The organism is Deinococcus sp. LM3, assembly GCF_002017875.1.
GTDB lineage: Bacteria > Deinococcota > Deinococci > Deinococcales > Deinococcaceae > Deinococcus.
The window spans coordinates 15411-37253 of sequence record NZ_MUFV01000001.1; the positions used below are offsets into that span (position 1 = coordinate 15411).

Below are 21843 nucleotides of genomic sequence, written 5' to 3' on the forward strand. Positions count from 1 at the left end.
GACAACCCGGAACATCGCCGGCTTGTCAGCTTCACGTCCGGAACCCGTTTCTCTCCCACTCGCTTCGCTCGGATTGAACGGGCTTTGCAGCCCATTCAATCGGAGTCCGTATGACACCCCCTGCCCTATCATGGGCCGCATGGTGAAACTCGACGAGACTCCGCTGCCCGGCGTGGGCATGCGCTACGACTTCGACAGCCGCTCCGGCAAACGCGTGGGCGTCATCACCCACCGCGACGGGCGGCGCGAGATCTTCGTCGCCCGCCGCGACGACCCGGACGCCTGCGCCGAGAGCATCGTCCTGGCCGACGACGAGGCCGAGGCCGTGGCGGACCTGCTGGGCGGCAGCGCCGTCACGCGCCGCCTGGAAACCTCCATGCAGGACATCCAGGGACTCGCCATGGACTGGCTACCGCTGCCCGACACCAGCCCCTTCGTGGGAGAGCTGCTGGGCAGCACCATGATGCGCACCCGCACCGGCACGTCCATCGTGGCGGTCATGCGCGGCCAGCAGGCCGTCCCCGCGCCGGGACCGGAACTGACCTTCGAGCGCGGCGACGTGGTGGTCGTGGTGGGCACCGCGCCCGGCATCCGGCAGGCGGCCGCGCTGCTGCGCGGCACCCCGTGACCGCCTCCCCACCCGCCCGCACGGGGGGCGCGTGCCGTTAGGTCAACTGTTCCTGGAACTCGGGGTGGTCATCCTGGCGCTGGCGCTGGTGGGCCGCGCGGCCGGGCGGCTGGGCATCACACCCATCCCGCTGTACCTGTTGGCGGGCGTGGGGCTGGGCGCGTTCATGCACCTGGGCCGCGCCCCGGAGGAATTCATTCACGTGGGCGCCGAGATCGGCGCGGTGCTGCTGCTGTTCACGCTGGGCCTGGAATTCACCAGTCAGGAACTCCGCGAGAGCCTGAGCAAGCAGCGGAACATCGGCGCGCTGGATCTCGCCCTGAACTTCCCGCCGGGCCTGATCGCCGGGTGGCTGCTGGGCCTGCCCCCCATGGCCTGCGTGCTGCTGGGCGGCGTGACGTACCTGACCAGCAGCGGCATCGCCAGCAAGGTCCTGTCGGACCTGGGCCGACTCGGGAACCGCGAGACGCCGGTCATCCTGGGCGTGTGCGTGCTGGAGGACGTCGCCATGGCCGTGTACCTGCCGGTCGTGGCGGCGCTGCTGCTGGGCGGCACGCTGGTCGCCATCGGCGTGAACCTGACCGTGGCGCTGGGCGTGTTCGCCCTGACCTTCTTCCTGGCGTTGCGGTACGGGCACCTCCTGAGCCGCGCGCTGAACGTCCCCAGCGACGAGGCGCTGCTGCTGGGCGTGCTGGGACTGGTGCTGGTCGTGGCCGGCGCCGCCGACCTGCTGAAGGTCAGCGCCGCCATCGGCGCGTTCCTGGTGGGCATCGCGCTGTCCGGCGAGGTCGCCGACCGCGCCCGGCGGCAGATCGAGCCGCTGCGGGACCTGTTCGCCGCCGTGTTCTTCGTGTTCTTCGGCCTGCAACTGAACCTCGCGGAGGTGCCGGACGTGCTGCTGGCCGCCACGCTGCTGGCCGTCGTGACCGCCGCCACCAAGTTCGCGGTCGGCTGGATCGGCGCGGCCCGCGCAGGCGTGCAGACACGCGGCCGCGTCCGCGCCGGAGCGACCCTGATCGCACGCGGCGAGTTCAGCATCCTGATCGCGGGCCTGGGCCTGGGGCTCGCGCCGCAACTGGGGCCGCTGGCCGCCGTGTACGTGCTGCTGACCGCCCTGATCGGCCCGGTCCTGGCCCGCTTCGACGCGCCCATCGCCGCGTGGCTGACCCGTCCCGCCCGTCCCGCCGCGAGCAGCTGACCACCAGCAACAGGGAGCGGCGGCAAGGAATATCCCCTGCCGCCGCTCCCTGTTGCTGATCACTCCGCCCGGATTGAACGCTTTGCAAGCCATTCAATCGGAGTCTGTATCAGATGGCGAGGCCCTGCGCGTGGGCGCTGACGTCCTTGCTCTCGTACTGGCCGGGCGGCAGGTCGATGGCGGGGGCGTTCGTCTCGAATTCGTCGCTCCAGCCGACCTCGTCCAGGGCTTTCTTCCACGCGCCGATGCTCTCGTTGCGGTAGATCTGGTAGGCGGCCATGCCGACCTCCGGGCCGCCGCGCGCGATCACGCTTTCCACCCAGGCCCACTTGGCGGACACGTTGCGGAGTTCGGCGGTGGTCCGCAGTTCCTTCTGGATGCGTTTCATGCGTTTCTCGATGACCTGCACGCCCGCGAAGGGGTCCGCGAAGTGCGGCGTGTGGCGTTTGGGCACGAAGGGGCTGATGCCCAGCGCGATGCGGTTGATCCCGGCGAGTTCCTTGGTGAACGAGATCAGTTCCGTGATGTCGTCGTCGTTCTCGGGGCCGAGGCCGATCATCATGTACACCTTGACGCCCTTGAAGCCCAGGTCGCGGCTGATGTGCGCGGTCTTGATCAGATCCTCGGTAGTGATGCCCTTTTTCAGCCAGCGGCGCAGGCGTTCGCTGGGCGCGTCGCTGGCGACGGTGAAGGTCCGCAGCCCGCCGGCCTTGAGGATCTCGGCCAGTTCGGCGTCGACCGTGTCGGCGCGGATGGAGCTGACGCCCAGCTTGATGCCCCGGTCGGTCAGGGTGCGGCCCACGAACTTGGTGTGCGGGAAGTCGCTGAGGGCCGCGCCGACCAGTCCGACCTTGGTGGCCCAGTCGGGGATGACGTCCAGCAGTTCCTGCGCCTGGTTGTTGCGGTTCGGGCCGTACATGGTCCGGGCGAGGCAGAAGGTGCAGGGGCGGGGGCAGCCGCGCTGGGCCTCGACCAGGAACATGTTGCTCAGTTCGCTGTGCGGCGTGACGATCTGGCTGTAGGCGGGCAGGAGTTCCTTGGGCGCGGTCGCCCACTTGGGTTCGTGGGTGTGCCGCGCCGGGAGGAACACGCCGGGCATGCCGTCCACGAGGTCGTAGAAGTCCTCGCGGCTCTCGGCCTCGCGCAGGGCCTCGCTGACGACGGGGATGATCTGCTCGCCGTCCCCGATGATGATCACGTCCGCGAAGGGAGCGAGCGGGTAGGGGTTGGAGCTGGTGAACGGCCCGCCGATCATGACGATGGCGTCGCTGTCGTCGCGTTCCTCGCGCAGGGGGCGCAGCCCGGTCACGTCGAGCAGGCGGATGATGTTCGTCAGGTCCAGCTCGAACGACACGCTGATCGCCAGCAGCTGGCAGTCGCCGGCGTCGCGGCCGGTCTCGACGGTGGGCAGGGCCTGCCCGGTCCGCTCGAAGGCTTCTACGTCGTCGGGCAGGAAGGCGCGTTCGCAGGCGACACCTTCTTCCTGGTTGAACATGCGGTAGATGACCTGATACCCCAGCGAGGCCATGCCGACCGAGTAACGGTTGGGGAAGGCCAGGGTCACGCGGACGGGGGCCTGCTTGAACAGGGTGCCGGTCTCGTCGTCCAGCAGGGGTTTGATGGTGTTGCGCCAGTAACTCAAAAGTCCTCCGGGAGCGTGGGCCGCGCCGGAGGGGACCAGAGCAGGTCTCAGCGCAGGGGCTGGGCTCGGGCGGCGGCGCGCGTCACAATCTGCCATTCTAGCGGATTACGCACACCCAACTGAAGTCCGCGTTACGACGCGCACATGCCCCGGCGGGGACTACGGGTCCGGGGTGGGGGGCGGGGCGTCCGGCAGGGCGCGCCCCTGCGGGTACAGCCAGCGCAGGAACACCAGGAACAGGCCGATCACGGTGGCGGTGCTGGTCGTCAGGAACGCCACGAGCACGCTGCTGTCCAGCCGGAACGGGCGGCCCCCCAGTTCACCCCACCCGGCGGCCAGGGTCAGGACCACGTCGGCGGCCAGCCACGCGCCGGACAGCAGGAACACGATGGCCCCCACGCCCAGCCGCAGCCAGCGTTGATCCACGGCCTCGCGGTAGCGCAGTTCGCGGGTGCGGCGTTCCAGGTCCGCCTGGGTGGGCATGGTGCGTCGCTCGGCTTCCAGGCCGTGCAGGACGGCCTGCTCGATGGCGGTCCGTTCCGGTGCCGGGGGCGGAGTGGCAGGCGGCGCGGGGTCCGGCATCAGGCGCTGCGGGCCAGGGCGATGTAGTACTCGCGGGTGATCTCGTCGGGAATCAGGTCCGCGCGGGCCGCGTACACCTGCGCCCAGGGGCTGCCGGCGCGGTGGGTCAGGCGCGAGAGTTCCAGGCCGTCCATGCTGCCGTAGGCGCTCCAGACGCTGCGGATCACCTCGGCCGCGTCCGGGTCGGCGTGCAGGTCCGGTTCGGACGGCGCGACCGGCAGCGGCGACTCGATGGGCTGCACGCCCCGCCCGCCCCAGCGTTCCCACAGGCGGCGGATGACCGGGCCATTCTTCCAGGCGTGCACGGTGTTGTACGTCAGGGGGCGGCCCAGCAGGGCCAGCGCGTAGCCGTGCGCGATGAACACCAGTTTGTGCACCTGCATCTGCGTCAGGTGCCGCCCCTCACGGCGGGCCAGTTCGATGAAGGCGTTCGCCACGACCTCGGCGGCGTACCCACCGGGGGGCAGCGCGGCGGGCCAGGGGGTGACGGGCTCAGGGTGGGTCATGGCGAAAACCTCCTTTCCCAGCCGGTCAGACCCGCCGGGGTTCTGTCCTCAGCGTAACACGGCGGGGCCGGAAGCATTGGGGGCGGGAGCGACGGAGTCCAGCGTGCCCAGGTACGCGCGCGTCAGGTACACCAGTTCCACGCGGGCCTCCGCGCCGCCCGGTTCCACGGTCGCGTGGGCATCGAAGGCCGCGTCCAGCGCCGCCCGCAGGGCCGGAAAGTCCGGCGAGTCCGGCGCGGGCAGGTAACTCACGCTGCCCGCCAGCGCGTGCAGGGCCGCGCGCGTCAGGGGGTGCGTGTGCATCCACTCGCGCCCCTCGAACCCGCCGGGCATGAACAGCGGCAGGTCGTCCTCCGGCACGCGCAGTGGCAGGGGATCGCCAGCAGTGAACGCCCGCACGACCTCACCGTAGGCGCGGTTGAACGGCGCGGTGTCCCCGGCGGCCCGCCAGTCGTTCCAGACGAACAGCACCTGCCCGCCCGGCCTCAGCACCCGCCGGAACTCCGGGGTCGTGCGTGCCGGGTCGAACCAGTGGGCCGCCTGCGCCGCCGTGATCAGACCCACCGACGCGCCCGCCAACCCGGTCGCCTCGGACGTTCCGGCCTGCACGGTCAGGCCCGGCACGCCACGCAACCCCTCGCCCAGCGCGGCGCGCATGTCCGGGTTGGGTTCCACGGCCGTCACGGCCGCGCCGTGCGCCAGCAACAGCCGCGTGAACAGGCCGGTCCCCGCGCCGATATCCGCGACCCGTGCGTTCAGCAGCCCCAGGTCCCGCAGCCACGCGCCCAGCGCGTCCGGGTAACCGGGCCGGGCCTGCGCGTACACGTCGGCGCGGCCCAGGAACCGCGCCGGGTTCACCACACTGGAATCGGTCTGTTCGGGCGTCAGGTCAGACATACCCTCATCCTGCCATGGTGGCCCGCACGGCGCGGGAGCAACTGCACAGCTTCAGGCGGAGGTGTCCGGCGAGACCGGAGGTTTCTCCAGGCGAACCGGAGTGGCGCTGGCCGGGCGGGCAACGGCACCGGGCCGAGCAGGTTCACTGGGCCGCGCAGATTCACGGGGCCGCGCAGGTTCGCTGCCGCCACGCGCCCGCAGCGCCGGACGCCACGCGCTCGTCACGAAGTACACCAGCCCCGCCAGCAGACCCGTCACCAGCAGGAACCAAAGCAGACGCCCCAGCACGCCCGCCGCACCCACCACGAACGCCCCCACCCCGGTCAGCAACTGCCCGATCAGCCACACGGCCGCCAGCGCCGTCACCGCCAGGAGAATCACGCCCGCCAGGGCCAGCAGCAGTCGCGTCATGCCGCGCAGTCTAGCAAGCGGGCGGATGGCGGATGGCGGATGGCGGATGGCGGATGGCGGATGGCGGATGGCAGATGGCAGCGTGTGCGCGACCCGGCGGCTCCTGTCAAGCCCCTTCCTCTTCCCTGTGCCGTACCCTGTCGGGCGTGAGGATTGTCGAGACGGAGCTGCTGGTGGTCGGCGGCGGTGTGGCGGGCGCGTACGCGGCCCTGACGGCGCGCAGTTACGGGGCGGACGTGGTGCTGGCCTGCAAGACGCCGCTGACGGGCGGCTCGACCCGCTGGGCGCAGGGTGGCATTGCGGCGCCGCTGGCGGTGGGTGACGAGGACGCGCACGCGCTCGACACCCTGAAGGCCGGGCGGGGCCTGTGCGAACCGGAGACGGTGCAGGCGTTCGTGCGGGACGCCCGGTCGCACGTGGAGACGCTGCGGGACCTGGGCGTGACGTTCAGCGCGCACGTGACGCTGGAGGGCGGGCACAGCCGGGCCAGGATCCGGCACACGGGGGACTCGACGGGGCACTCGATCAGCCTGGCGCTGGCCGGGGCGCTCGGGGCGGCGCGGGGGCCGGCGCTGGGCGTGCTGGAGGGCGCGTTCGTGCGGAACCTGCGGGTGTCGGGGGGCGCGGTGGTGGGCGCGGACCTGCTCACGCCGGACGGGCCGGTGCAGGTGCGCGCCGGGGCGGTGCTGCTGGCGACCGGGGGCTTCGGGCGGCTGTACCCGGTGACGACCGCGCCGCCCGAGGGCACCGGGGACGGGCTGGGGCTGGCGTGGCAGGCGGGCGCGGCGCTGCGGGACCTGGAATTCGTGCAGTTCCACCCGACGGCCGTGGTGCGGGGCGGCGAGGCGTTCCTGGTGACGGAGGCCGCGCGCGGCGAGGGGGGGCGGTTGCTGAACGCGCGCGGCGAGCGGTTCATGGAGCGGTACGATCCGGCGCACGAACTCGCGCCGCGGGACGTGGTGGCGCGTGCCATCGCCGCCGAGATCGCCGCGACGGGCCGGGTGAACCTGGACCTGCGGCACCTGGGCGCGGCGTTCGTGCGCTCGCGCTTTCCGACGGTCACGGCGTCCCTGGCGCCGCTGGGACTGGACCTGGGCGCGGACCTCATTCCGGTACAGCCGGCGGTGCATTACACGATGGGCGGCGTGCAGACGGACGTGCAGGGCCGCACGGGCGTGCCGGGCCTGTACGCGGCGGGCGAGGTGGCGTCCAGCGGGCTGCACGGCGCGAACCGGCTGGCCAGCAACAGCCTGTCCGAGGGGCTGGTGTTCGGCGCGCGGGCGGCGCGGGCGGCCCTGGCGGTGCTGAAACCGGTGCCGGCGCGCACCGAGGCGCTCCTGGCCCCGCTGGTGGACCCCGCCTGCCTTCCCGCGCTGCGGGCACTGGTGGCGGGCGCGGCGGGGTTGCGGCGCGACGGGACGGCACTGCGGGCCGCACTGGACGCCTGGGCGTGGCCGACCACGGGCACCGAGTCCCGCGAGAGCCTGGAGGCCGGGCATCTGGCCCTGATCGGCGAGCGGGTGCTGCGGGCGGCGCTGGCGCGGGAGGAGTCGCGAGGCGGGCATCACCGGACGGACTTTCCGGGCGAGGCGGCGGGCGCGGTGCATTCCGTGCAGTCGCGCCTGCTGGGGGAAACGGTGGTGCGGGTGCCGGTGGGCGCGGCGGCACCGGCTGTGCTAGGGTCTTCCGCGTGAAATCCCGCACAACGTCACCTCTGGGGGCCGCCCCGTGCTGAGCCTCGACGAGCGCCTGCGCGCCGCCCTGGCCGAGGATATCGGCCGGGGGGACGCCACGACCCTCGCCACCATTCCCGCCTCGCAGGGCGCCACCGCCGAATTCCTGCTGAAGGAACCGGGCGTCCTGAGTGGCCTGGAGGTCGCCACGCGCGTCTTCGCGCTGGTGGACCCGGCTGTGAGCGTCACCTGGACCGCGCGGGACGGCGAGGCCCGCACGCGCGGCCCGATCGGCACGGTCAGCGGCGCGGCCCGCAGCCTCCTGACCGGCGAACGCCTCGCCCTGAACCTGATGCAGCGCCTGTCGGGCGTCGCCACGCAGACCCGCCGTTACGCCGACGCGCTGGGCGGCGGGCACACACGCCTGCTCGACACCCGCAAGACCACCCCGCTGTGGCGCGACCTGGAGAAACAGGCGGTGCGGCACGGCGGCGGCTTCAATCACCGCGCGGGCCTTGACGACGGCATCCTGATCAAGGACAACCACGTGGCCGCCGCCGGCAGCATCACGGAAGCCATCCGCCGCGCCCGCGACCACAGTTACCTGCTGAAGATCGAGTGCGAGGTGCCGGACCTCGCGGGCCTGGAGGAAGCCCTGCACGCCCGCGCCGACCGCGTGCTGCTGGACAACATGAGCGACGAACTGCTGGCCCAGGCCGTGGCGCTGCGTGACCGCCTCGCGCCGCACGTGACGCTGGAAGCCAGCGGCAACATGACCCTGTCCCGCCTGCCCCGCGTGGCGGCCAGCGGCGTGGACTTCGTGAGTGCCGGGGCGCTGACGCACTCGGCGCCCGCGCTGGACATCAGCCTGAACTTCATTCCCACCCCCGACCCCGCTGCACCCGAGGAACCGTCATGACCGACCTGCCCAACACCGCCCCCACCCCCCGCCCCGTCACGGAACGCCCCGACCCGGCCGGCACCCCGGTCGTGCCGCGCCCGCAGACGCCGCACCGCGACCTGCTGCAACTCGAAGTCCTGCCGGACGAGACGCAGATCCGCGCGGACATCGAACGCCTGCGCCGCGAGAAGAACGCCGTGATCATCGCGCACAACTACCAGCGGCCCGAGGTGCAGGGCATCGCCGATTACGTGGGCGACTCGCTGGGCCTGTCCCGGCAGGCCGCGAAGACCGACGCGGACGTGATCGTGTTCGCCGGCGTGCACTTCATGGCCGAAACCGCCGCCATCCTGAACCCGGACAAGACCGTGCTGCTGCCCGACCTGCGCGCCGGGTGCTCGCTGGCCGACACCGTCACCGCGCAGGGCATCCGCGACTGGAAAGCGCAGAACCCCGGCGGACTGGTCGTCACGTACGTGAACACCACCGCCGACGTGAAAGCCGAGAGCGACTACTGCTGCACCAGCGGAAACGCCGTGCAGATCGTGCAGAACCTCCCGGCAGACGTGCCGGTCCTGTTCGCGCCGGACCGCTTCCTGGCCGCGCACGTCATCCGCGAGACCGGCCGCGCCATGGACGTCTGGGACGGCGCCTGCCACGTGCACGAGGCCATCCGCCCCGAGGACGTGCAGGACCAGCAGGCCGCGTACCCGGACGCCGAACTGCTCATCCACCCCGAGTGCGGCTGCTCCACGAAAATCCTGGGCGCCCTGCCGGAGTTGCAGCTGTACTCCACCGAGGGCATGGTCCACCGCGCCCGCGAGAGCGCCGCGCAGGAATTCATCGTGGTCACCGAGACCGGCATGGTCACCCGCCTGGAACACGACGTGCCCGGCAAGACCTTCATTCCGGTCAGCCGCACCGCCTGCTGCGAGTACATGAAGATGATCACCCTGGAGAACATCCGCGACGCGCTGGCGAACCTGCAACCGCGCGTTACTGTCCCCGCCGACATCCGCGAGAAGGCCCTGGTGCCCATCGAACGCATGCTCGCCATCGGGTAAACCCGCAGCCGCAGACAAGCCCGCTCTGCCGCTCCGGTGGGCGGGCCTGTCCTGCTGGCGCCAGAGCATGCAAAGGGGGAGGCCCGGACGCCGCGTGTGCGGTCCGGGCCTCCCCTCTTTCTGCGGGTTATGCCTTGCGGGCTTTCATGTTCTCGATGATCTTGTCACCGAACTGGCTGGTCTTGACTTCGGTGGCGCCTTCCATGTTGCGGGCGAAGTCGTACGTGACGACGCGCTGCTGGATGGTGTCGTCCAGGCCCTTGAGGATCAGGTCGGCGGCCTCGGTCCAGCCCATGTAGCGCAGCATCATCTCGCCCGAGAGGATCACGGAGCTGGGGTTGATGACGTCCTTGCCGGCGTACTTGGGGGCGGTGCCGTGCGTGGCTTCGAAGATGGCGTGGCCGGTCACGTAGTTGATGTTCGCGCCGGGGGCGATGCCGATCCCGCCGACCTGAGCGGCCAGCGCGTCGCTGACGTAGTCGCCGTTGAGGTTCAGGGTAGCGATCACGTCGTAGTCGGTGGGGCGCAGCAGGATCTGCTGGAGGAAGTTGTCGGCGATGACGTCCTTGATGACGATGCCGTTCGGGAGCTGGCACCAGGGGCCGCCGTCGATCTCGACCGCGCCGAATTCACGCTTGGCGAGCTCGTAGCCCCAGTCGCGGAAGCCGCCTTCCGTGAACTTCATGATGTTGCCCTTGTGGACGATGGCGACGCTCTTGCGGCCGTTGTCGATGGCGAACTGGATGGCGGCGCGCACGAGGCGCTCGGTGCCTTCCTGGCTGACGGGCTTGATACCGAAGGAGCTGGTGTCGGGGAAGCGGATCTTGGTGACGCCCATCTCGCGCATCAGGAAGCCGCGCATCTTGTCGGCCTCGGGCGTGCCGGCCTTGTACTCGATGCCGGCGTAGATGTCCTCGGTGTTCTCGCGGAAGATGACCATGTCCACGTCTTCGGGGCGCTTGACGGGGCTGGGCACGCCCTTGAAGTACTGGACGGGGCGCACGCAGGCGTACAGGTCGAGTTCCTGGCGCAGCGCGACGTTGATGGAGCGGATGCCCGTGCCGACCGGGGTGGTCAGCGGGCCCTTGATGCCGAACAGGTACTCGCGGAAGGCGTCCAGGGTGCCCTGGGGCAGCCACTCGTTGGCGCCGTACACCTGCAGGCTCTTCTCACCGGCGTAGACTTCCATCCACTCGATCTTCTTCTCGCCGCCGTAGGCGATCTCGACGGCGGCGTCGAGGACGCGGACGCTGGCTTTCCAGATGTCGGGGCCAGTGCCGTCGCCCTCGACGAAGGGGATGATGGGGTGGTTCGGCACGCTGAGCTTGCCGTCTTGCATCGTGATCTTCTCGCCCTGCGCGGGCACCTTGATGTGGTTATCCATGACGGGAATCACTGTACCCCAGTCGGGTGAGCGGGGAGTTGGTGTCCGTGTTACCCGAAGGGTTCAAGGCGCGGTCTGGACGCAGTTCAGAGTTCCGTTCGGAGGCGGCGGCGCGAAATCCATGCCGGAATTCATGAAGGATTGCCTTCGGGTTGCTGCGGCAGGTGTGAAGGCCCACTCACCGCAACCGTGGACGGATGACCGATGGTGGATGAACCCAAGAGGGCCAATCCCAGTAGGGAATTCAACTTGCAGGAGGTTCACGATGACTGATGACAAAAGCACCGCCGGGAACATGCTGGACGCCGCCAAGGCCAAGGTCAACGAGGGCGCCGACCGCCTGCGCGAGGCAGGCCACAACGCCGCGCACGCCGTGACGGGCGACGCGCACCACAAGGCCGAGGCCCTGGAGGACCGTGCCAAGGCCGAGGTTCACAACGCGCAGGCCAACGCCGAGTACAGCGAAGGCAAGCGCGAGGCGACCGACGGCGACGGCAAGTAAACCCGGCCGCTCCTCCCACGCCAGTCTTCCCATCCGGGGAGGCTGGTTTCTGCTACCTGACCGTCGCGGCGTCATGTAGCCTGCCCGGTATGACCCAGGCCATTTTCCCGTGGGCGCGGCCCTGATGGCGGCGACCGGACTGATGGGTGCGCTCAGGCGGCCCTCCCTGGTGGCCCCTTTCCTTCACCACCGCAAGGAGTTCTACGTGAACGCCCGCGCCGTGATCGAACGGGACAGCCCGCATGGACGCGAGGTGCTGCTGCAACGCCGCGTGAAACCAGGGCAGCCCAGACGCCTGGAATTCCCGGGCGTACAGCTTGATCCCTTCGAGGGCATCACGGACGCCCTGGCCCACGAGGTGCGTGAGGAGACGGGCTTGACCGTCAGCGGCTACCTGACGGACCTGCACGGCACCGTGACCGTGACCCCGGCCGCCGAGGTGGAATGCCTGACGCCCAGTTTCGTGTACCAGACCCGGCGCGGCCCGGTGGACAGTGTGGGCTTCTTCTTTCGCGTGCAGGCCAGCGGTGACCTGACCGAGCAGGGTGACGGGGCCGCCGGTCACGAGTGGGTGGCACTGGGTGAGGTCCGCCGCCGCTTTCAGGACGCGCCGGACACCTTCGACTGGCTGACGCAGGCGGCGCTGCGGCACCTGCTGACGCACGACTGGGCCGGGCACGCCGGGCCGGACGGCAGCCGCGAGGAGGTGCTGGAGCCCGGCACGCTGCTGCTGGTGCGGCACGCGCGGGCGACCGGGCAGGAACCGGGGGCGCCGCTGACCCCGGACGGCGAGGCGGCGGCGCAGGCCCTGGCTTCTTCGCTGGCTGGGCTGGGCGTCACGCGGATCGTCAGCAGTCCGTGGGTGCGGGCGGCGGCGACGGCGCGTCCGCTGGCAGATCGGCTGGGCCTGCCGCTCAGGACGGACGAGCGCCTGACCGAGCGGGTCCTGAGCGGCGTGCCCAGGGCCGACTGGCGCGAGCGGCTGCGGGACAGTTTCGCGGACGACAGCCTGTGCCTGCCGGGCGGCGAGTCCGGCGCGGCGGCCCGCGCGCGCGTTCAGGCGGCCCTGGCGGACGCGCGCGACCCGGCGGGCGTGACGGTGGTGGTGACGCACGGGAACCTGCTGGCCCTGGCGCTGGGCCTGGGGTTCGGGGAGTGGGCGGCGCTGCGCAACCCGGACGTGTGGACGCTGCACACGGGGACGCCGCAGCGGTGGCCGGCGTGACCGGTGACGTTCCCGCCGATCCCCGCGCCGCGCCGCTGGTCGGGGGCCGGCCGTACCGGGTGGTGCGGCGGGTCCTGGGGGGCGTGCCGTGCCTGCTGGAACTCCCGCCGGAGGGGCAGGCGGTGACGGCGCTGTGCGTGGTGTACCACGGGGCCTGGGCGACCAAGGAGGGCAAGCTGGGCGTGTACGCGGCGCTGGCCGCCGGGGGCGCGGCGGTGATCCTGCCGGACGCGGCGCTGCACGGCGAGCGGCAGGGCGACACCCCACCCGGCCTGAACGACCGCGAGTACGTGTGGGAGAGCGTGAGCCGCACGGTGGCGGAGGCGCCGGCGCTGCTGGACGGGGCGCACGCGGCGTTCGGGCCGGAGGTCAGCGGTGTGCCGCTGTGGCTGGTGGGGTCCAGCATGGGCGGGTACGTGGCGCAGACGCTGCGCCGCACGCTGCCGGAGGCGGGCCTGCCGGTGGCGCGGACGGCGGCTCTGATCACGTCCGGCGTGTGGCAGGAACCGGCGGTCCGTGCGCCGCACCTGCGGGCCTTCCTGGATGCCTACCGCCCGGTGGCGCACGCGGGCACTGCGCCGCTCACGCCGCTGCTGCTGGCGAGCGGGGAGGCCGACCCGACCTTTCCGCTGGCGGCGCATCACGCACCCACGGCGGCGGCGTACCGGGAGGCATTCGGGCCTGCCGGGGCCGGGCTGGTGGAACGCACCTTCGCCGGGGTCGGGCATTACACCAGCGTGCAGATGCAGCGCGCCGTGCTGGCCTTCCTGAATGGTGATACGGACTCCGATTGAATGGGTTGCAAAACCCGTTCAATGCGAGCGGATGAGAGTGGGAGTCAAGCGAGTTCCGGACGTGGAGCTGGCAATCCGGTGAAGTTCCGGATTGTCAGCGAAACAAACGGAACCCGTATGACCTGACGACCGGGTGACGGGCGTTCCGGGCGGGGCCGCGCGGGTGGGCCGTTCCCTGTCGCAACCATCACTCCGCATGAGAGAATTCTGTAAGCGGAAGCGTGACAGGATCGCCCGGTATGAACGATTCGGTCCGGCGGGAGGCACTGGCGGCAGAGGCCGCTCCCGCCCCGACAGAGCTGACCGCGCGGGAGCAGGCGGTGTTCACGCTCCTGCGCGCCCATCCGGGTCGCCTGTACACGCGCGCCGACATTCTGGAACGCGTGTGGGGACTGGACTTCAGCGGCGACGAACGGGTCGTGGACGCCTACGTGAACCGTATCCGCCGCAAACTGGAAGGCGGAGGCGGGCCGCGTATCGAGACGGTGCGGGGAGCCGGGTACCGCTGCGTCCTGCCGGAGAACCCCGAACGCCCGGCGTGGCCGGACCTGCCGCAGTGGCCGGTCGGGGCCAGACGCCTGCTGGAACTCGTCAGCGCTGCCGGGGACCGGCCGGACGACCTGCTTCAGGGCCTGCTGGACAGCCTAGGCAGCGTGCCGGGCCTGGACAGCCTGACCCTGCTGCGCCTGTCGCCTCACGCCTCTCCGGAGGTGCTGGCGGCGGCCGGTTCGCCCCCGCCGCGCTGGCCGCCGCTGCCCGCGCCCGGCGCCGCAGGAGACACCGGCAGCGGGCCTCTGCCCGGGCTGATCACCCTGCCCACGGCGTCCGGCACTACGCCCGGCACCATGTCTGGCACCGTGTCCAGCGAGGACGCACCGGTGCTGCTGCTGCCGGTGCCCACGGCCGCCGAACCGGATCTCACGCTGGCTTTCACGGGGCAGCCCGGCGCGGATTGGGACGCGGACGTGCAGGCGTCCCTGCGCGGCGCGGCGGCGCCCGTTGCCGGGGCGCTGCACCGCGCGCTGGAGGTGAGGGCCGGGCAGCAGGCGCTCGGGCAGTTGCGGGAACAGGTGCGGGTCTTCGAGGACAGGGCCGTGAAGGCGCGGCAGGACAGCGCGGCGCTGCTGGGCCTCACGCACCTGCTGGAGGACGCCCGGAGCGTGCCGGACATCCTGAACGTCAGCCTGCCGGTCCTGGCGGAACTGGCGGGCACGGACGCCTGCGCCGCGTGGTTCACGTACGCGGGCGGCCCGGCCAGCGCGGCCCTGCACCGCACGGGCCTGCCGGTGACCCCGCTGACCCGGAACGCGTCTGATCCGGCGCATCCGGGCGACCTGACCGTCGAGATCGGCGATCAGACGCTGAGCCTGCGTCCCGTCGGCACCCGCACGCAGGCGGCGAGTCCGCTGCTGCCGGTCGCGGCGCGCTGCGCGGCGCTGGCCCTGACGCAGGCCACCCTGCTGCGCGCGCTGGAACGCACGGCCCTGACGGACGAGTACACCGGCCTGGGGAACCGTCAGGCGTTCCTGGCGGACCTGCACGCCGAGGTGGCGTTCGCCGCGCGGCACGGCGCGCAGTTCGCGGTGACGCTGGTGGACCTGGGGAACATCCGGTACCTGAACGCCACGTCCGGGTACGCGGGCGGGAACGACCTGATCTCGCGGCTGGCGCGGACGCTCCGCACCGTGACGCGCACCGAGGACCGCGCGTACCGCCTGAACGGCGCGACCTTCGCGCTGCTGCTGCGCCTGCCACAGGAACCCGGCGGGGCGGTGCGCGGGTGGCAGGACCGGCTGGGCGCGGCCCTGACGCAGCTGAAGCAGGCCGCGCCCGTTCCGCTGGACCTGCAGACCTCGCTGGTCGTCTGCCCGGAGGACGCCGCGAGCACTTCCGAGTTGCTGCGGCAGGCGCTGGAGAAGCTGGGTCCCGTCCAGCCGCCCGCGCCCCCGCTGCCGGGAACGGCCGACCACCGCCTCTCTTCCCCGCAGGACCGACGGCGCCCCCATGACGGATAACCCCACCGTGTCCCCCGTGGCCGCCGGGGACCTGCCGTCTGCCGCGCCACCCGGCGGCCCCCTGAGCGACCTGGGCGCCCACGCCGGGCGCTGCGCCGCCCTGAGCGACCTGACCCACCCGGACGCCCTGAACGAACTGCTGCGCGCCGCCACCGACTACGTGAACGCCGCGCACGCCGCCGGGGACGAGGCGGCCGAGATCGAGGCGCTGTCGCTGCTGGCCAGCGCCGCGCAGCGCGGCGGGCAACTGCGACTGGCCGTGGAATGCCAGCAGCGGGAACTGGACCTGCACGCCCGGCGCGGCGACCGGGCCGGGCAGGCGCACTGCCTGAACAACATCGGGATGCTGCACGCCAACCTGGGCGCGCACGCCGACGCGCTGGCCGCCCTGCACGGCTGCCAGCAGCTGTGCGACCAGTACCAGGAACTGCCGGACGAACTGCGCGGCGCGTGCCGCGTGAACATCGCGCACGCGTTCCTGCTGATGGGTCAGCCCGCGCACGCCCTGACGTTCCTGCACCCCGGCCTGACCTTCGCGCGCCGCTGCGGGGACCTGCAGACCGAACTGGCCGCGCTGGGCATCCTGGGACTGGCGCACAAGGACCTGGGCGACACCGCTCAGGCCACCCGGACGCTGCTGGACGCCATCGAACTGGCCCGCGTGCACGATCAGACGACGCACCTGATCGACCTGTTCGACAACCTGGGTCAGGTGCACCTGCAACTCGGGGATTCAGTGCAGGCCGGGGCGATGTTCCAGCAGTCGCTGTACTGGGCCGAGGCGACCGGTGACGTGCACGGCCGCGTGAACGCCCTGCTGAGCCTCGGCCGGGCCGCCTTCGCCCGCCGCGACCCCGGCGGCGCGCTCACGCACCTGAACGGCGCACTCGGGGAGGCGCGCGAGCATCACCTGAACGCGTCGGTCCTGACCATCCTGAACGCGCTGGTCGGCGGGCTCGAGGCGGACGGGCAGGTCACGCAGGCGTACCCGTACCTGCGGGACCTGCGGGACCTGGAACGGCAGCTGTTCACCGAGGACAGCGAACGGCAGGTGCAGTCGCTGCGCAGTCAGTTCGACGCGGAACGCGCCCGCCACGACGCCGACGTGTACCGCCAGCTGAACGAGACCGCGCAGCACGCCCGCCTCCAGGCCGAGGAGACCGTGCGGGTCCGCACCGCCGAACTGGAAGCCGTGCAGATCGAGATCGTCACGCGGCTCGGCATGGCCGCCGAGTACCGCGACGACCGCACCGGGCAGCACACCCGCCGCGTGGGGGAACTCAGCGGCCAGCTCGCGCAGATGATGGGCCTCCCGCCCGAGGAGGTCGACCTGATCCGCTGGGCCGCGCGCCTGCACGACATCGGCAAGATCGGCGTCAGCGACGACATCCTGCTGAAAACCAGTCCGTACACCCCGGAAGAATTCGAGCGCATGAAACTCCACACCATCATCGGCGCGAAGGTGCTGGAGGGCAGCACGTCCCGCCTGCTGCGCATGGCCGAGGAGATTGCCCGCACGCACCACGAACGTTGGGACGGCGCCGGCTACCCCCGCCAACTGCGCGGCACGGACATCCCCATGTCGGGCCGCATCGTGGCGGTCGCGGACGTGTTCGACGCCCTGACCTCCGAACGCCCGTACAAGGAGGCGTGGACCGTCACCGCCGCCCTGGAGGAGATGCAGCGCGGCAGCGGCACGCAGTTCGACCCGGACATCGTCGAGCGCCTGATCATGATGGTCACCAGCAACCAGCCGGAACTCAAACCCATGCTGGCCCCCCGCCGGCACCCGGACCTGCACCCGCCCACGCCCGGCCCGCAGGCCCAGGACCAGGACTGCCAGGAAGCGCAGCGGCTGATCGAGCAGGCCTGGAGCGTCCGCCAGAGCGACCCCAGGGGCGGCGCGCTGATCGCCCCGCGCGCCCTGGACGCCGCGCGCCGCTGCGGCGACGACCTGACCCTGGGTCTCGCGCAGCGCACCAGCGGCTTCTACTGCTTCATGGCCGGCCAGTACGAGGAAGCCCTGACGCACCTGTCGCAGGGCATGGACATCGGCATCCTGTGCGACAACCGCGCCCTGCAGGCCGACTGCGCGAACTTCACGGCCGCCGTGTACTCGAACCTGCAGGAGTACGAGAAGGCCGCCGATCACCTCGCCGTGGTGCTGCGCATCGCCCGCGAGGACCACGACCGCCTGCGCGAGGCTCATTCGCTGCACAACCTCTCGAATCTCTACTACCACAACCGCGATCTTGCGAAAGCCCTGGAACTCGTGCAGGAAGGCCTGGAACTGTACCGGTCGCTGGATCACGTCAACGGTGTGGCCTTCGCGCTGAGCATGCAGGCCACCGTCGCCTTTGACCTGGGACAGCCGGAACAGGCCGCGCAGGCCGCGCGGGCCGCCATGATGTACGCCGAGCAGGCTGGGAATCTCAGCGTAGGGAACACAGCGCGCGCCACAGCGGGCCGCGCCATCGCGCAACTGGGTGAAGTAGCGGAAGGCATCAGCCTGATCCACCGGGCTATCGACGACGCCCGGATTCATGAACTGAGTGTTCCGCTGGCAGGGCACTATCTGGAACTGGGCCGGATCCTCCAGCGCACCGGCGATCTGGAGGGCGCCCGCGACGCCTACGGTCAGGCGCTTGCCCTGGCCGAACCACTGATGGCCCGCGACGTCATGATGAACACGTACCTGCAACTGTCGGAGCTGTCTGCCTCGCAGGGGAACGCGCAGGAAGCGCTGGAACTGTACCGGCGGCACCATGACGTGGAACGCGAGATTCACAGCGTGACGGCGGCCCTGAAGACGCGGGCGCTGATGACGCAGCTGGAGGTCGAGCGGGTGAAGTCCGAGGCGCAGATCTACCGCCTGAAGACCATCGAACTGGCGAGTGCCAACGAGGCGCTGGAACGGGTGAACACCGAGAAGAGCGGGCTGGTGAATATGCTCGAGGAGCAGTCGCGGCTGCTGGAGCGGCAGCTGTCCGAGGACGGCCTGACCGGGCTGTTCAACCGGCGGCACGTGGAGGGCGTGTTGCAGCACGAGTTCCTGCACGGGCGGGTCACGCAGGCGCCGCTGTGCGTGGCGATGGCGGACATCGATCACTTCAAGCAGATCAACGATCAGTTCTCGCATCTGGTGGGGGATCAGGTGCTGCGGGCAGTGGCGGCGCTGTTCCAGAACGCGGTGCGGCCCACCGACAGCGTCGGGCGGTACGGGGGCGAGGAGTTCCTGTTCGTGTTCCCGAACACCACCACCGGGCAGGGGCAGCGGATCTGCGAGCGGGTCCGGGAACTGGTGAACGCCTACGACTGGTCGCAGATTCACCCGTCGCTGACGGTTTCGCTGTCGATGGGCGTGGCGACCGATCCGCGCGTCCCGAACCACGAGCGGCTGGTGTCGCTGGCCGACGAGCAGCTGTACCGCGCCAAGCGTTCCGGACGCAACCGGGTCTGCGTCCTTCCGGAAGCCGGGCACTGACCGCAGGATTGAGCGGCGTCGAGGGTATCCATCGGTACCCCTGAATCGAGCGGACCCGTAGAGCTGCGTAACAGAGCGAGGAACTGAAAACCGCTGTGAGCGACGCATGGGCGGTGATCTGCTCCCGCGCGGTCGGCCCTCCGGCCTGCGGCCGCGTGTGGTCCCGCTGTCATAAAACTCCGTTCTGTGACTTTTCCTGGCTTTCAGGGGTGTGGCGGCGCGGTGAATGCCGCCCAGCACGCGCCTGACCTCACCCGTCGGGGGCACCCGGCAGGCAGTCCGTCTGTCTCGGGAGCGTCACACTGGCCGCGCACACTGGGCTCCAGAAGCTCCCAGACTGCCCGCCGCACCGGGCGGCGCTGCCGGAGAGTGGAGGAAGCATCATGAAGATCGACACGACTGTTCTGTCCCGCCTGACCCTGCTGGCCGCCGCGCTGTCACTGGCCGCCTGCGGTCAGCGGACCGCGCCGGTTCAGAGTGCGCTGCCCGCACCGGCGCCGCTGGCCTCCGGCGGTCAGATCGCCACGGTCCGGATCGGGCCGGACGTGACCGAGGCGGCCCTGCGCGGCGCGCTGCCCGGCGCGCAGATCATCGCGTTCCATGCAGACAGCGGGTACGCCCTGCTGTCGGTTCCGGCGACCCTGAAGGCCGCCAGCCTGAGCAGCCAGGGGCTCCGGGCGCTGGGCGTGAATGCCCAGGGCGTGACCCTGGAAGTCGATCAGGAACTGGAAGTAATGAACGAGGGAACGGCCGAGGGACTGGCCGACGGACTGGGTGTCACCAACTGGGCCGGCGGCACGACAAACTGGGCGGGCGGCACCACCAACTGGGCGGGCGGCAGCACCTTCCTGACGCCCCGCGACTGGGCCAGCACCCAGGAGTACTGGGCCGCGATCAACCTCCAGGCGGCCCACCGGCTGGTCCCGGAACTCGGGCGGGGCGTGAAGGTCGCCGTGATCGACACCGGCATCGACCTGAACCACCCGCTGCTGCGCGGCCGGATCGACACGGTGGGCGCGTGGGATTACGTGGGCGGCGACGCCAGCCCGCAGGAGGAACTGCCGGTCAGCGGCGTCGGGAAGTACGGTCACGGCACGGCCGTGAGTGGCGTGGTGCTGCAGGTCGCGCCGAACGCCGAGATCCTGCCGCTGCGGGTCCTGAATCCCAACGGGCGCGGGCCGATGTCGCGGGTCCTGCAGGCCATGGACCGCGCGGTGGCCAGCGGAGCGCGCGTGATCAACCTGTCACTCGGGTCCGTTACGGACTCGGCGGCCCTGAACACCATGATCAGTGCGGCGCTCGCGCGGGGCATCGTGGTCGTGAACTCCTCGGGCAACAGCGGTACAGAAGGCATGGTGTTTCCAGCACAGAACCTCACGACCGGGCTGTTCACGGCGAACAGCGGCCTGCTGGGCATCGGGAGCGTGAGCCTGAAAGGCATGAAATCCAGCTTCTCGACGTACAGCGCGGGCATGTCACTGACCGCGCCCGGCGAGAAGGTGATCACTAGTTACCCGGACAGCCGACTGGCGTACGCGTCGGGCACGTCGTTCGCCGCTCCGGCGGTGTCGGGGGCGGCGGCGCTGGCCCTGTCGACCGGCGCGGCCAGCCTGAGCCCCGCGAACATCGCCGCGAACCTGCGCCTGACCGCCACGCCCAGCCCGGACCTGCTGTTCAAGGGCAAGCTGGGGCAGGGCGTCCTGAACGTCGGGGCCTTCGTGGGCCGGTACCGCTGATGGGCGGCACACAGGCGGGCCACGGGGCGCCGCAACCCGGATTGACTGCGCCACCGGCCGGGTGGTGGCCGCCAGCGCCCGAACCGGGCGGCGCGCCGCTCACGCCCGTGCAGGCGGCCAGCCGGGGTATCTGGAAGGACACCCGCCCGAAACCCATGTCCAGCTGACCCGGATCTCCGCCTGACTGACCGCCAGGGCCGCCGATGGCCGTTCGGTCTTTCCCCGCCGCCGGGCCTCGTCCGAATGGCTGACGCGCCGCAGAAGAACTCCTGACACGCTGGGAGGCATGAGCGCCCACCTGCCCTCCCCCACCTCGGCCGTGCCCGGACGGTTCGGGCCTGTTCCCGCTGCCCTGACCGTCCTGCTGGCCGCGTTGACGCTGGGCGCGTGGGGGCAACTGCTGTTTCAGGAGCCGGAAGGGTTGCGGATCGCGAACCGTTCCGGCGCTGTCCTGTCCGGGTTACGGGTGTGCCTGCCGGACGGGCGCTGCCTGAACCGCCGGGTGCTGTGGCCGCACGAGTCGTGGCAGGTACCGCTGCCGGACGGCGTGCGTCACGCCGAGGTGAGCGTACCGGGTCACCTGAACCGCGCCCCCGTGGCGTTGCGGTCGTCCGGGGTGGCGCGGCTGATCGTGGGGGCGGGACAGGTGGACGTGACGCCCTGATCCGGGTTCCGGCAGCGGCGCGGAGCTTTCAGGGCAGCGTCCGTGTCAGGTGAGTGGGCTGCCCAGGGGTGAGCGTGCGGCGACGATCCAGCCGTCCTGCACGGCCGGGAAGGGGGTCTGGAGTAGCGTGAGCAGCAGGTGTTCCTCGCCGGGCGGGACGGTGACGGCGTGCCAGCGCCCGGCGCACTGCACCTGGATGCGGTAGCGGCCACTGCCAGGGTCGGGGTGCATCTGGTAGTTGCCGATGGGGTGGGTGCCGCTGGGCAGGGTGGGGACGTGCGGACCGGGAACATGCATGGCGGGGCCTCCTGTCGGGGCTGGGGGGACGGGTTCAGGGTGACGGGCGGGGCGTGACCACGGCGTGACTGCCGGTCAGCGCCGTGAAGCCCGCCTCTCAAATGCAAGGTTTTGGGGCTTCGCCGGGCCTGCCGCTCAGGCACATGCGCCGTATTTCTGCCGTCTGACAGCGTGTTTACGCCTGCCTGCGCGGCGTGTTAGCCTCACGGCACTTCAACCCCGCACGACCCAGAGGAGACC

Annotated in this window: 19 protein-coding genes; 12 read left to right on the forward strand and 7 right to left on the reverse strand. The window is 71.1% G+C overall.

Annotated features, from left to right (window positions below; translation table 11 throughout):
- Positions 1 to 139 precede the first annotated feature (139 nt).
- Both BXU09_RS00105 and BXU09_RS00110 read left to right on the forward strand, forming a co-directional pair.
- On the forward strand, positions 140 to 628 hold the full coding sequence (locus BXU09_RS00105) for a cation:proton antiporter regulatory subunit (protein WP_078299323.1): 489 nt from the start codon (positions 140 to 142) through the stop codon (positions 626 to 628).
- Positions 629 to 659: 31 nt separating this feature from the next.
- Positions 660 to 1826 carry a cation:proton antiporter gene (locus BXU09_RS00110; protein ID WP_078299330.1) on the forward strand — a complete coding sequence of 389 codons (1167 nt, stop codon included), beginning with the start codon at positions 660 to 662 and terminating at the stop codon, positions 1824 to 1826.
- Between the two features lie 109 nt (positions 1827 to 1935).
- On the opposite strand, the gene BXU09_RS00115 is transcribed toward BXU09_RS00110, so the two are convergent.
- From BXU09_RS00115 to BXU09_RS21260, 5 genes are all read right to left on the reverse strand, one after another.
- Entirely contained in the window at positions 1936 to 3468 is a 1533-nt protein-coding gene (locus tag BXU09_RS00115) for a radical SAM protein (RefSeq protein WP_078299338.1), read from the reverse strand.
- Positions 3469 to 3627: 159 nt separating this feature from the next.
- Positions 3628 to 4050, reverse strand: coding sequence for a hypothetical protein (locus BXU09_RS00120; protein WP_078299342.1), 423 nt, complete (start codon positions 4048 to 4050; stop codon positions 3628 to 3630).
- On the reverse strand, positions 4050 to 4556 hold the full coding sequence (locus BXU09_RS00125; protein WP_078299346.1) for a type II toxin-antitoxin system antitoxin SocA domain-containing protein: 507 nt from the start codon (positions 4554 to 4556) through the stop codon (positions 4050 to 4052). The genes BXU09_RS00120 and BXU09_RS00125 overlap by 1 nt, the downstream gene beginning before the upstream one ends.
- A gap of 48 nt (positions 4557 to 4604) precedes the next feature.
- The gene (locus tag BXU09_RS00130; RefSeq protein ID WP_078299350.1) at positions 4605 to 5453 is read right to left on the reverse strand and encodes a class I SAM-dependent methyltransferase; all 849 of its coding nucleotides are present in this window, start codon (positions 5451 to 5453) and stop codon (positions 4605 to 4607) included.
- 51 nt (positions 5454 to 5504) lie between these two features.
- Positions 5505 to 5864: a hypothetical protein gene (locus BXU09_RS21260; RefSeq protein ID WP_240500853.1), complete on the reverse strand. Its 360-nt coding sequence runs from the start codon at positions 5862 to 5864 to the stop codon at positions 5505 to 5507.
- Between the two features lie 146 nt (positions 5865 to 6010).
- Here BXU09_RS21260 and nadB point away from each other — a divergent pair, with 146 nt between their 5' ends.
- The 3 genes from nadB to nadA are packed head-to-tail and all read left to right on the forward strand — an operon-like array spanning position 6011 to position 9502.
- A complete protein-coding gene (gene nadB / locus BXU09_RS00140; RefSeq protein ID WP_078299354.1) occupies positions 6011 to 7558 on the forward strand; it encodes an L-aspartate oxidase in 1548 nt (515 codons plus the stop codon).
- A gap of 34 nt (positions 7559 to 7592) precedes the next feature.
- Positions 7593 to 8456 (forward strand): carboxylating nicotinate-nucleotide diphosphorylase, encoded by an 864-nt coding sequence (nadC, locus tag BXU09_RS00145; protein WP_078299358.1) that lies wholly within the window; start codon positions 7593 to 7595, stop codon positions 8454 to 8456.
- Complete coding sequence (gene nadA / locus BXU09_RS00150; protein ID WP_078299363.1) at positions 8453 to 9502, forward strand: quinolinate synthase NadA; 1050 nt, start codon at positions 8453 to 8455, stop codon at positions 9500 to 9502. Before nadC ends, nadA begins: the two co-directional genes overlap by 4 nt.
- A gap of 127 nt (positions 9503 to 9629) precedes the next feature.
- Here nadA and icd read toward each other — a convergent pair whose 3' ends face one another.
- Complete coding sequence (gene icd, locus BXU09_RS00155; protein ID WP_055363425.1) at positions 9630 to 10886, reverse strand: NADP-dependent isocitrate dehydrogenase; 1257 nt, start codon at positions 10884 to 10886, stop codon at positions 9630 to 9632.
- A gap of 265 nt (positions 10887 to 11151) precedes the next feature.
- Here icd and BXU09_RS00160 point away from each other — a divergent pair, with 265 nt between their 5' ends.
- From BXU09_RS00160 to BXU09_RS00190, 7 genes are all read left to right on the forward strand, one after another.
- Complete coding sequence (locus BXU09_RS00160; protein ID WP_078299366.1) at positions 11152 to 11388, forward strand: hypothetical protein; 237 nt, start codon at positions 11152 to 11154, stop codon at positions 11386 to 11388.
- 169 nt (positions 11389 to 11557) lie between these two features.
- Complete coding sequence (locus tag BXU09_RS00165; RefSeq protein ID WP_168174530.1) at positions 11558 to 12613, forward strand: histidine phosphatase family protein; 1056 nt, start codon at positions 11558 to 11560, stop codon at positions 12611 to 12613.
- The gene (locus tag BXU09_RS00170; RefSeq protein WP_078304455.1) at positions 12610 to 13407 is read left to right on the forward strand and encodes an alpha/beta hydrolase; all 798 of its coding nucleotides are present in this window, start codon (positions 12610 to 12612) and stop codon (positions 13405 to 13407) included. Before BXU09_RS00165 ends, BXU09_RS00170 begins: the two co-directional genes overlap by 4 nt.
- Positions 13408 to 13646: 239 nt before the next feature.
- A complete protein-coding gene (locus tag BXU09_RS00175; protein WP_078299373.1) occupies positions 13647 to 15422 on the forward strand; it encodes a winged helix-turn-helix domain-containing protein in 1776 nt (591 codons plus the stop codon).
- Complete coding sequence (locus BXU09_RS00180; RefSeq protein ID WP_078299377.1) at positions 15412 to 18906, forward strand: diguanylate cyclase; 3495 nt, start codon at positions 15412 to 15414, stop codon at positions 18904 to 18906. Before BXU09_RS00175 ends, BXU09_RS00180 begins: the two co-directional genes overlap by 11 nt.
- Before the next feature lie 383 nt (positions 18907 to 19289).
- Entirely contained in the window at positions 19290 to 20642 is a 1353-nt protein-coding gene (locus tag BXU09_RS00185) for a S8 family serine peptidase (RefSeq protein ID WP_078299382.1), read from the forward strand.
- 286 nt (positions 20643 to 20928) lie between these two features.
- Entirely contained in the window at positions 20929 to 21306 is a 378-nt protein-coding gene (locus BXU09_RS00190; RefSeq protein WP_055363007.1) for a hypothetical protein, read from the forward strand.
- A 45-nt stretch (positions 21307 to 21351) separates the two neighbouring features.
- Here BXU09_RS00190 and BXU09_RS00195 read toward each other — a convergent pair whose 3' ends face one another.
- Complete coding sequence (locus tag BXU09_RS00195) at positions 21352 to 21603, reverse strand: hypothetical protein (protein WP_055363006.1); 252 nt, start codon at positions 21601 to 21603, stop codon at positions 21352 to 21354.
- Between the last annotated feature and the right edge of the window lie 240 nt (positions 21604 to 21843).